9 protein-coding genes are annotated in these 12,196 nt (G+C 37.6%); 8 read left to right on the top strand and 1 reads right to left on the bottom strand.

From position 1 onward, the window contains the following. Positions 1-164: 164 nt before the first annotated feature. The 6 genes from recJ (at position 165) to NYE67_RS13165 (ending at position 7,116) form a co-directional block, all read left to right on the top strand. Positions 165-2,486, top strand: coding sequence for a single-stranded-DNA-specific exonuclease RecJ (gene recJ, locus NYE67_RS13190; protein WP_340728529.1), 2,322 nt, complete (start codon positions 165-167; stop codon positions 2,484-2,486). A 16-nt stretch (positions 2,487-2,502) separates the two neighbouring features. Further along, complete coding sequence (locus NYE67_RS13185) at positions 2,503-3,015, top strand: adenine phosphoribosyltransferase (RefSeq protein WP_191700332.1); 513 nt, start codon at positions 2,503-2,505, stop codon at positions 3,013-3,015. Between the two features lie 200 nt (positions 3,016-3,215). Next, a complete protein-coding gene (locus tag NYE67_RS13180; RefSeq protein WP_340728528.1) occupies positions 3,216-5,411 on the top strand; it encodes a RelA/SpoT family protein in 2,196 nt (731 codons plus the stop codon). Positions 5,412-5,432: 21 nt separating this feature from the next. Beyond that, complete coding sequence (gene dtd, locus NYE67_RS13175) at positions 5,433-5,879, top strand: D-aminoacyl-tRNA deacylase (protein WP_191700330.1); 447 nt, start codon at positions 5,433-5,435, stop codon at positions 5,877-5,879. Positions 5,880-5,949: 70 nt separating this feature from the next. Beyond that, complete coding sequence (locus NYE67_RS13170) at positions 5,950-6,156, top strand: YuzF family protein (RefSeq protein WP_225223674.1); 207 nt, start codon at positions 5,950-5,952, stop codon at positions 6,154-6,156. A gap of 66 nt (positions 6,157-6,222) precedes the next feature. Continuing rightward, positions 6,223-7,116 carry a manganese catalase family protein gene (locus tag NYE67_RS13165; protein ID WP_191700328.1) on the top strand — a complete coding sequence of 298 codons (894 nt, stop codon included), beginning with the start codon at positions 6,223-6,225 and terminating at the stop codon, positions 7,114-7,116. Positions 7,117-7,192: 76 nt separating this feature from the next. On the opposite strand, the gene hisA is transcribed toward NYE67_RS13165, so the two are convergent. Next, the gene (hisA, locus tag NYE67_RS13160; RefSeq protein ID WP_340728527.1) at positions 7,193-7,957 is read right to left on the bottom strand and encodes a phosphoribosylformimino-5-aminoimidazole carboxamide ribotide isomerase; all 765 of its coding nucleotides are present in this window, start codon (positions 7,955-7,957) and stop codon (positions 7,193-7,195) included. Positions 7,958-8,118: 161 nt separating this feature from the next. Here hisA and recD2 point away from each other — a divergent pair, with 161 nt between their 5' ends. Together recD2 and NYE67_RS13150 are read left to right on the top strand one after the other, a co-directional pair. Continuing rightward, positions 8,119-10,614: an SF1B family DNA helicase RecD2 gene (gene recD2 / locus NYE67_RS13155; protein WP_340728526.1), complete on the top strand. Its 2,496-nt coding sequence runs from the start codon at positions 8,119-8,121 to the stop codon at positions 10,612-10,614. A gap of 342 nt (positions 10,615-10,956) precedes the next feature. After that, on the top strand, positions 10,957-12,189 hold the full coding sequence (locus NYE67_RS13150; RefSeq protein ID WP_340728525.1) for a NupC/NupG family nucleoside CNT transporter: 1,233 nt from the start codon (positions 10,957-10,959) through the stop codon (positions 12,187-12,189). The last annotated feature ends 7 nt before the right edge of the window (positions 12,190-12,196 follow it).

The raw sequence follows: 12,196 nt of genomic DNA, 5'->3' as shown, positions 1-12,196 counted from the left end.
CTTCAATGTTATGCTATCTAAAAGTGATAAACTTTTAGATAGCACTTTTTTAAGTGTAAATTTATCTCTTCTAAACCCTATATTAGAATGGTATTTTACGAAATTATCTTTAGGAAACGCACGTGATTTTCGGTATAATGTACTGCATGAGGAAGTGAATATATATGATACAATCACAAAAAGTTTGGAAAATAGAGGAACAAGATGAACAACTTATTAAACAACTAAGTTCACAATTAAATATTTCATCTATCGCAGCAAAAATTTTAATTGCAAGAGGCTGTGAAGATTCAGAGCAGGCAGCCTCCTTACTAAAAATTGATGAAAGTCAGTACCATGATCCTTTTTTAATGGCGGGAATGGAAGAAGCCATTACTCGTATTGAAGAAGCATTAGAGAACGGGGAAAAGATTTTAGTATATGGAGATTATGACGCGGACGGGATTACAAGTACGACTGTGTTAATGAATGCCTTACTTGATATAGGGGCAGATGTAAGCTTTGTTATTCCTGATCGATTTACACATGGGTATGGTCCAAATGAAGAACTTTTCCGAAAAGCATATGCAGATGGCGTAAATTTAATAATAACTGTCGATAATGGTATTAGTGGCATCGAACAAGTGAAAGTAGCACGGGAGCTCGGGATGGATGTTATCATTACTGATCACCATGAGCCAGGGGATGTATTACCAGACGCAAATGTTATTATTCATCCACGTATACCTGAAGGACATTATCCATTCGGAGAGCTTGCTGGAGTGGGGGTAGCCTTTAAGCTAGCGCATGCTTTATATGGCGAGATACCTGATCATTTATTTGAATATGTAGCAATTGGGACGATTGCCGATTTAGTACCTCTAGTCGGGGAAAACCGCTTTTTGGTACAGCGAGGTCTCCAAGCGTTACAACAGTCTACAAACCCTTGGGTAAAAGCAATGTGTGAGGCGTCAGGAACCAATCAAAGAGAGATTAATGAAGAAACTGTAGGATTCTATTTTGGTCCTAGGTTAAATGCGATCGGTCGCTTAGGAAGTGCAGAGCCAGGTGTGCATTTTTTGATGAGTGAAGATCCGCTGCAGGCAAATGACCTTGCAAAACAGTTAAATGATAAAAATACTGAACGCAAAAAAATAGTTGAGGATATTAGCAATGAAGCGATTTCAATGATTGAAAATAATGAGGACTTAAAACAATCGCTTGTTTTAGTAGTTGCTGGAGAAGGATGGAATCCCGGGGTTGTTGGTATTGTGGCTTCCCGATTAGTGGAAAAATATTATCGCCCGACTATTGTTCTTTCCATTAATCATGAAAAAGGAATTGCAAAAGGTTCTGCCCGTAGTATCGAAGGGTTTCATTTGTACAATGAACTGGCGAAAAATCGCGATATTTTACCTCATTTCGGTGGACACCCGATGGCAGCAGGTATGACATTGCCAATTGAACATGTCGAAGCTTTGAGAACACGTTTAAATGAACAGGCTAAAGCATGTTTATCGGAGGAGCAACTGGTACAAAAATTGCAAATTGATGTTCCTATTGATTTAAATGAAATTACAGTTGATGCAATACAGGAAATACGTAAATTAGCGCCTTTTGGTACGGAATTTCCAAAACCGATTTTTGCTATTCAAAATGTGAAAGCAAAATCGCTTAGAAAAATTGGGTCAGCTGAAAATCATTTGAAGATGGAGTTGGAGGATGCTTACAATTCATTAGATGCAATCGGTTTTAATAAAGGTTATTTACATGACGAAATATCCTATGGCATCGCTTTATCTTTAGTAGGGGATTTACAAATTAATGAGTGGCAAGGTAATAAAAAGCCGCAATTTATGGTCCAGGATGTACGTATTAATGAGTGGCAACTATATGACTATCGTGGAAAAAGTCAAACAAGCAATTGGGTAGCGAAGGTCAATATTGAAAAAACGGATTTTATTGCGTTTTTTAAACAGACGAAAGATCACTTTGAACAAGCGATTCCAAAAGAGATTATACACTTTACAGATGAGGTGAATCCCTTAACGCTTCATAAAAATATTGTTTTGCTTGATTTACCTGAAAACTTTTTACTGTTGGAGAAAATACTAAATAAAGTACAGATTGAACGGATTTATGCACATTTCCATACGGATCAATCTGCTTATTTTAACGGAATGCCGACACGAGATCATTTCAAATGGTATTATGGCTTCTTAAAAAAACGTCCTGCTTTTAACTTAAATGAGCACATTCAGAAATTGTCGGAACATATTGGCCTAAATATGGAAGTAATTAAATTTATGACAACAGTGTTTTTTGAGCTAGGATTTGTTACAATAGAGAATGGTCTGACGACAGTAAATGAAAATGTACCAAAACAAGCATTGTCAGAAGCCCCGTCATATAAAATGCGTTCACAACAAATCGAGCTTGAGCAGAAGCTTGTATATGCTACATACAGCGAGCTTAAACAATGGTTTAATGAACGATTGAGTTCTTGAGGAGGACATAGGAAGAATGGATTTAAAACAATACGTAACAACAGTTGAAAACTGGCCGAAAGAGGGCATCAGCTTTAAAGATATTACGACAATCATGGATAACGGTCCTGCATACAAATATGCAACTGATGAAATTGTTAAATATGCAAAAGAAGTTGGCGCAGAAATTATTGTTGGTCCAGAAGCGCGCGGATTTATTATCGGTTGTCCGGTAGCTTATGCTTTAGAAATCGGTTTTGCACCAGTACGTAAACCAGGTAAATTACCTCGTGAAGTCATTTCTGCAGATTACGGTTTGGAATACGGCACAGATACGTTAACAATGCATAACGATGCTGTTAAACCAGGTCAAAAGGTTTTAATCTGTGATGATTTACTTGCAACAGGTGGTACAGTAGAAGCAACTGTACGCTTAATTGAGCAATTAGGCGGCGAGGTTGTAGGCGCTGCATTTATTATTGAGCTTACAGAATTAAATGGCCGTAACAAAATCGGATCTGTTCCGATTAAAACATTAATTCAATATTAATTTATTATCGAACTATCTCGCATGTTTATGTGAGATAGTTTTTTTTTCAATGAAATTAATTGCTATTAGCTGTTCAATAATTCTACAAATTTCGACTTTCTGCAAAACTAAATGACCGCGTGTCTTTACATTTAGTAGCTATCTTTTATACAATTGAAGTTATACTTATTGCGAAAATTAAAAGAACAGGTGGACTAATGATGGCGAAAGAACAAATATTGGCGCCCGAAGATGTTTTCGAGCTCGTCAAATCTTATATGAACGAAGAACATGTTACCTTTGTTGTAAAAGCATATGAGGTAGCAAAAGAAGCCCATAAAGAGCAGTTCCGGAGCTCTGGAGAACCATATATTATTCACCCAGTACAAGTAGCAGGTATTTTGGCAGAACTGCAAATGGATCCTGAAACAGTATCCGCTGGATTTTTACATGATGTCGTAGAAGATACAGAAGTAACACGTGAAGATTTAGTGAATGAATTTAGTGAAGAAGTTGCCAAGCTTGTTGATGGTGTAACGAAGCTTGGGAAAATTAAATACATGTCAAAAGAAGAGCAGCAGGCAGAAAACCATCGAAAAATGTTTGTCGCTATGGCTCAGGATATCCGTGTCATTTTAATTAAACTGGCAGACCGTTTACACAATATGCGAACATTGAAACATTTGCCGGCTGAAAAACAACGTCGCATTTCACAGGAAACACTGGAAATTTTTGCTCCTTTAGCGCACCGTTTAGGAATTTCGAAAGTGAAGTGGGAGCTGGAAGATACGGCATTACGCTATTTAAATCCCCAGCAATATTACCGGATTGTTAGTTTGATGAAGAAAAAGCGTGATGAGCGTGAAGCCTATTTAGACAATGTAATGGATGAAATTAATTCGCAACTTCAGGAAGTTGAAATTGAGGCGGATGTTTATGGTCGTCCAAAACATTTATATAGCATCTATCGGAAAATGGTTCTTCAAAAGAAGCAATTCAATGAAATTTATGATTTATTGGCTGTAAGAATTTTAGTCGATAGTATTAAAGACTGTTATGCAGTTATTGGTATTATCCATACATTATGGAAGCCAATGCCTGGCCGATTTAAAGATTATATTGCGATGCCAAAGCAAAACTTATATCAATCTTTGCATACAACGGTCATTGGTCCATATGGTGATCCATTGGAAGTTCAGATTCGTACGAAGGAAATGCATAAAATTGCTGAATTTGGTATCGCCGCACATTGGGCATACAAAGAAGGCAAAACAGTCGAGCGAAGTAAGGAAAATATAGACCAAAAATTAACGTGGTTCCGCGAAATCCTGGAATTCCAAAACGAATCATCAAATGCGGCAGAATTTATGGAATCATTAAAATTCGATTTATTTTCAGATATGGTTTATGTATTCTCGCCATTAGGGGATGTTATCGAACTTCCGGCGGGCTCTGTCCCAATCGATTTTGCGTATCGTGTCCATTCTGAAGTCGGAAATAAAACTATCGGTGCAAAAGTTAACGGCAAAATGGTGCCTCTTGATACTCCATTAAAAACAGGGGATATTGTGGAAGTTTTAACTTCAAAGCAATCATTTGGGCCAAGCCGTGACTGGATTAAAATTGCCCAAAGTTCCCAAGCAAAAAATAAAATAAAACAGTTTTTCAAAAAGCATGTGCGTGAAGAAAGTGTAATTAAAGGTAAAGAGCTTGTAGATAAAGAAATAAAAGCACAAGAGTTTGATATGAAGGTAGTTTTAACTCCAGAAAATATTAAACGCGTTATTGATAAATTTAACTATACACATGAAGATGATTTATATGCAGCTGTTGGTGTCGGCGGGATTACAGCCCAACAAATCGTCAACCGATTAGCTGAGAAGATGCGAAAAGAGCGTGAACAGGAAGAAGCGCTCGAAAAAATCGTTAAAAGCATGAACAATCCTACACCTAAAAAACGTACTGAATCTGGTGTTATTGTTAAAGGGATTGATAATTTATTAATTCGTCTTTCACGCTGTTGTACGCCGGTACCGGGTGATGATATTGTCGGGTTTATTACAAAAGGTCGAGGTGTATCGGTACACCGAGCTGATTGTCCTAATATTCAGGAAGATGGCAACTTAGAACGTCTTATTGAAGTGGAATGGGAAAATGATGGTACACAAATACGCAAAGATTATCCGGTAGATATCGAGATTTCTGCGTTTGATCGTCCTGGTATATTAAATGATGTGATGCACGCAGTAAGTGAAGCGAAAACAAATATTTTAGCAGTTACAGGTAGAGCTGATCGTGAAAAGATTGCTACGATCCATTTAACAATAGCGATTACAAATATTTCAGGGCTTCATCGAGTAGTGGAGAAAATAAAGCAGCTTCCGGATATTTATTCGGTACAACGTGTCATTAATTAATTTATAGATAGAGGTTATGTTATGCGAGTAATACTACAACGTTCAAAACAGGCTTCGGTAACAGTGGACGGACAGAAAACTGGTGCCATTGATAAAGGTTACGTGCTGTTAGTCGGCATTACACATAGCGATACAGAAGAGGATATTGCCTATGTGGCAAAAAAGATTACTGATTTGCGCATTTGGGAAGATGATGAAGGGAAAATGAATCGTTCTATACTGGAAGTTGGCGGCGACATTTTATCCATTTCCCAATTTACTTTATATGCTGATACACGTAAAGGAAAACGACCGAGCTTCGTGGAAGCAGCAAGACCAGAGCAGGCTGAGCCTTTATGGAATGCTTTTAATGAACAATTAAAAGCACATGGCTTACATGTTGAAACAGGCGTTTTCGGTGCAATGATGGATGTAGCACTTATTAATGACGGACCAGTTACAATTACTATTGAGTCGAAAGCTAAATAATCAATGAACGCATCACTCCTTGAAAGCATATTGTACAGTATGCATACAAAGGAGTGATTTTTTGGTTCAAATGAGTACTTTTCCTAACGCTTATTGGTTGGAAGCAATTCAAAATTATTTAGGTCAAATGGTTGCGGTACAACAAGATGGGAATCGAGTTCAACAAGGAGTTCTAGCAGCTATCTGTCCAGATTATATTGTGCTTGATGTTTGCCAAACACCGTTTTATATTCGGATTGATAAAATTGTATCGATTATGCCGTTTTTGAAAAAATAAAGTATGATTTGGTCTATGCACCCCCTAATTGTCATAAGCTTACTATGACAATTAGGGGGTGCTTTATTGTTTCAACGCGTTAATCGTTTAGCAATTGATTTACCACAAGTTGAATATGGTGATGCAAATGCAGCGAGTGCTGTACAAGAACTGTTAGGCGGGAAATTCGGGGAGATGTCGACTCTCAATAACTATATGTATCAGTCGTTCAACTTCCGAGGAAAGAAAAAACTAAAGCCTTTTTATGACTTAGTTGCGAGTATTACAGCAGAAGAGTTTGGACATGTTGAACTCGTTGCCACTACCATCAATTTATTAAGCAAAGATACAACGTTTTCCGGAAACCCGAATCTTGCTCCGATGATGAACGCTAAAAATATGCGCAATACACAAAGTTTTATTGCATCTGCACAAACATCTTTACCTGTAGATTCGATGGGGAAACCATGGAATGGCGAATATGTATTTTCAAGTGGAAATTTAGTGCTTGATTTACTGCATAATTTCTTTTTGGAATGTGGAGCACGTACTCATAAAATGCGTGTATATGAAATGACTGATCATCCAACAGCACGTGAAATGATCGGCTATTTATTAGTACGCGGCGGAACACATGTTGTTGCTTATGCAAAAGCAATTGAGATGGCAACAGGATTGGATGTAACGAAGATGCTTCCGATACCTAGCCTTGATAATCATGTATTTGATCATGCGCGGAAGTATGAAGATCGAGGATATGGAAATGTACTGTTTACGTGGAATTACGTAGGAGATTATCAGGATATCAATAAAATTTGGAAAGGACCACATCCATGGACGAATGCTCCCCTCATTGTAGAGGAAGGAATGCCAAAGGGTGCAAAAATGCCGGATTTAGACGAATTACCGGAAGAATTTGCTCCGGGAATCGGTCCGGAAGAATTTCAAATGATTGCGAAACGACTCATGTCCAATATATAAAATAAAGGCTGTTTTGGGAAAGTAAACAACTTCCTATAACAGCCTTTTCTTCACGTTATTTCATAGTCTTATGACGTCATTCACTTATGCCTTCGCAGTAATTAACAACTGTTTGGAAATCCAAATCCCCACCGAATATGGACAGTGCACTCCCGATCGTTACATGTAATTTACCGTTTGAAATGGCTTCAAACTTTTTTAAATCATCAAGCGAACGAACTCCTCCAGCATATGTTGTTGGAATCGTTGTCCATTCAGCCAAATCACGTACTAATTCTTCCTGCATGCCTCCGCGTTTTCCTTCAACATCCACTGCGTGAATAAGCAGCTCATCGCAATATGCTTCAATGTCTTTTATCGATTGTGCATTTACTTCAAAATCACTGAATTTTGTCCATTTATCTGTTACTACATACCATTTATCATCGCGCTTGCGGCAGCTTAAATCAATGACAAGATGTTCTTTCCCGATTTTTTCAACTAAGTTTTCCAATCGATTTAGATCAAGCAATCCATCGTGAAAAATATATGAAGTGACAATGACATGTGATGCACCGGATTCGATATATTTTTGTGCATTCTCTGCAGTAATGCCGCCACCAATTTGCAGTCCATTTGGATATGCATGTAATGCACGAATTGCTGCTTCCTCATTCCCAGGACCAAGCATAATAACATGTCCGCCTGTTAGTTTATTTTGCTGGAATAATGAAGCGAAATACGAGGCATCTTGATCCGATGTGAAATTTTCAATGACTTCTTTATTATCATATCCAAGCGTACTCCCGACAATTTGCTTAACTTTCCCGTCATGTAAATCAATACAAGGTCTAAAGTTCATGTTCTTCACTACTTTCTCTTGAAATCTATTCCTATCATAACATTTTAGTGTGCCAAATTAATAGAAAAATCAGACGCAACAAGTCATGCGTTATATAGTAAGACAGGGCGCTGCGTGTATGATAAAATGAGCATACAATTATTAGAAAGCGTGGCATGAAAATGGCGGAAAATCTAAATTTGTTTGACATAAATAAGCTATTTATTTTAGGTCGACCTATTGTAACAATTTTTCATAATACAACGAATATGTACTCCATTGTTCGTGTCAAAATACAAGAAACAAACCTTCAGTATGATGAGAAAGAAATTATTGTCGTAGGCTATTTTCCGAAGTTAGTAGACGATGAACTTTATCGATTCACCGGACAAATGAAAAGTCATCCGAAATACGGGATGCAATTTCAAATTGAAACATTTGAAAAAGAAGTACCGACAACAGAGCAAGGTATTGTCCATTATTTATCAAGCGACTTATTTTCAGGGGTAGGCCGGAAAACGGCAGAAATAATTGTTGAAAAGTTGGGTATGGATGCGTTAACCAAAATATTAGAAGATCCATATGCACTTGATGCGGTTCCTCGTTTATCTGCTGAAAAGAAGTTGCTCATTCGTCAAACAATCGAAGAAAATTTAGGGTTAGAGAGGGTAATGGTTCGCCTCAATGAGTGGGGATTTGGACCACAGCTTGGTATGAAAATATATCAGGCCTATCGGGAAGAAACCTTAAGTTTATTAACAGAAAATCCTTACCGGCTTATTGAAGAAGTAGAAGGGGTCGGTTTTATTCGTGCCGATGAACTTGGTGCGAAGCTAGGGATAACGGGAAATCACCCGGACCGTATAAAAGCGGCTATATTTCATGTACTGACAAATGCAGCATTATCAGAAGGTCATGTCTACTTGGATGCAGAAATGGTTCTTCCAATGGTTAAAGAAATGCTTGAGCAAAGTCAGCGTATTGAAATTCCATACGAAGCAATTTCGAAGGCAGCGATTGATATGCGGGAAGAGTCAAAAATTTGTGGTGAAGAAACCCGTATGTATTTACCTTCTCTGTATTTTAGTGAAGTCGGCATTGCCAGCAAGATAAATGAGCTCAAAGAAAAAAATAAAAAAGCAGAGAATTTTTCGCGTGATGAAATTCGTAAAGCAATTGGTGATATTGAAGAACAGTATGATGTGACATATGCACCTACGCAAGCACTCGCTATTGAAACCGCTCTTAACTCTGCCGTTATGATTTTAACAGGTGGTCCAGGTACAGGGAAAACGACCGTTGTGCGTGGTTTAGTCGAAGTTTATGCAGAACTTCATGGATTATCATTGAATCCAAAAACTTATGCGGAAAAAGAAGAGCCGTTTCCTATTGTCCTGGCAGCACCAACTGGTCGGGCAGCAAAAAGGTTAGCCGAATCAACAGGTTTACCAGCGATGACGATTCACCGCTTATTAGGATTTAATGGTCAGGAAAAGGATGAGGAAACGGAGCGTGAAGTTGTCGGTCGTCTTATCATTATCGATGAGATGTCAATGGTAGACACGTGGCTTGCCCATCAGTTGCTTAAAGCGCTTCATGAAGATGTACAGGTAGTATTTGTAGGAGATCAGGATCAGTTACCGCCTGTAGGTCCTGGACAAGTATTAAAGGATTTGCTTGCATCTAAGCAAATTCCGACCGTCGAATTAACGGATATTTACCGTCAGGCGGAAGGATCTACAATTATCGAGATGGCCCATCAAATTAAAAAGGGCAAAGTTCCGGATTCATTGACTACAAAAACAACGGACCGCTCGTTTATTCAGGCAGGAGCCGGACAAGTAACGAGCGTTGTCACACAAGTTGTAAAAGGTGCGCTTGCAAAAGGTCAGGCAATTCGAGATATTCAAGTTTTAGCGCCGATGTACAAAGGTCCTGCAGGCATCGATAATTTAAATAAAGAAATTCAGCAGCTTGTCAATCCGAATGATGGGACAAGAAAAGAACTTGTTTTCGGTGATACGATTTACCGTATCGGGGACAAAGTACTGCAGCTAGTGAATCAGCCGGATAATAATGTATTTAATGGTGACATGGGTGAAGTGATTTCCATTATTCGAGCAAAGGAAACAGTAGAAAAGCAGGATTTATTAATCGTAAGTTATGATGGGATTGAAGTGACCTATCAACGTGCTGATTTAAATCAAATAACATTGGCATATTGCTGTTCAATTCATAAATCCCAAGGCTCGGAATTTCAAACGGTTATTATGCCGGTAGTACGCAGCTACTCTAAAATGCTACGTAGAAATTTACTGTATACCGGAATAACACGCGCAAAAAACTTCTTAATATTATGCGGCGAGCCGGATGTATTAGCGAATGGCTTAGCCAAAAATGATGATTTAACACGACTAACAACATTAAAGGCTCGACTTGATCCTGAAATTACAGAAATACAGGAAGTAAATGAAATACCGGAAAAAGAGGTAAAAACAGAAGGAATTAGTGAAAAAAAACAATCAAAAACATCTTCTGAACAGTTAGGTCTACTAAATACTACCTCCTCACATAAAATCGGAGAATCATTACCGAATCATTTAACAGTGGAAACTGCACCGTATATTCATCCATTAATAGGCATGAATGACATTTCTCCATATGATTTTAATGAATAATAAAACCAGCTATTTTTTTCATTTCTGAATGAAAATAGCTGGTTTTTTGTTGTATTAAAGTTTGTTTGACTTCAAAATACTTTATAATATGTGGATTGTTTATCTTCATCGAAAAAGGGAAATGTTTTTAAAATATAATAAAAAGTTAAGGGAATTATGACATGACACTTTTAAACATTAAAGTCGCAAAATATAAATGTCAGAAGTTTTTAAAGAAACTATTAATTAATAATATGTATGTGATTATGTTAGTATAATAAAAACGTATATGATGTCCGAAGTTTGATGTCAAATAATGTAAAATGAAAAGGTTTACAAAATTAAAGGAGAAGGTGCGCAAACATGGATTTCGTTTGGGGAATCATAGGTATTGTTGGAATCGTAGCGATTGCTATAGCATTGTCAAATAACCGTAAAGCAATTCAGTGGAGAATTATTATATCAGGTTTAATTGTACAACTAATTTTCGCATTTATCGTATTAAAGTGGTCATATGGCCGTGAAAGATTAATGCAACTTTCTGAAGGGGTACAAAAGTTAATAAGTTATGCAAATGAAGGGATTTCCTTCGTATTTGGCGGATTAGCAGATCCGAATAATGTTGGATTTGTTTTTGCAATGAGTGTATTAACGATTATTATTTTCTTCTCTTCTTTAATCTCTGTTCTTTACTATCTAGGGATTATGCAATTTATCATTAAAATTATCGGTGGCTTTTTATCAAAAGTGTTAGGAACAACAAAAGCAGAGTCGGTGAATGCTGCTGCTAATATTTTCGTTGGTCAAACAGAAGCACCGCTTGTAATTCGTCCATTTTTAAATAAAATGACAAAGTCACAAATGTTCGCTGTTATGACTGGTGGTCTTGCATCGGTATCAGGTTCTGTATTAATCGGGTATTCTTTATTAGGTGTGCCTCTTGAATACTTATTGGCTGCAAGTTTCATGGCCGCTCCAGCAGGTTTGGTTATGGCAAAGCTAATGATTCCTGAAACAGAAGAAATCGATGAAGCAGATTTCAAACTAGAACGTAATTCTGAAGCGACAAACGTTATTGATGCTGCTGCATCCGGGGCATCTGACGGTTTAAAATTAGCAGTAAACGTTGGTGCAATGTTACTAAGTTTCATCGCATTAATCGCATTGCTGAATGGTATTTTAGGTGGCGTAACTGGCTGGATAGGTAACTTTACAGGATGGACAGCCTTAGATAACGTAACACTTGAAGGTATTTTAGGATATGTATTTGCTCCATTAGCATTTTTAATTGGTGTACCATGGGATGAAGCAGTTCGCGCCGGTTCATTTATTGGTCAAAAATTAATTTTAAATGAATTTGTAGCGTATTCTAACTTCGGTCCTGTGATTGGTGAATTTTCGGATAAGACAGCTATTATCATTTCATTTGCGCTATGCGGATTTGCTAATTTAAGCTCAATGGGTATCTTAATTGGTGGTCTTGGCGGTATGGCTCCTGAAAAACGTAGTATGATTGCAAAACTTGCGGTTAAGGCAGTTGCTGCAGGTACGTTAGCATCTCTATTATCAGCTGCTATTGCAGGTATGTTTATTTAAATAAGAA

Source organism: Solibacillus sp. FSL W8-0474 (assembly GCF_038004065.1).
In the GTDB taxonomy this organism is placed as follows: Bacteria; Bacillota; Bacilli; order Bacillales_A; family Planococcaceae; genus Solibacillus; species Solibacillus faecavium.
The sequence above is the reverse complement of the archived record's forward strand: the minus strand, read 5'-3'. Positions and strand labels throughout refer to the sequence as shown.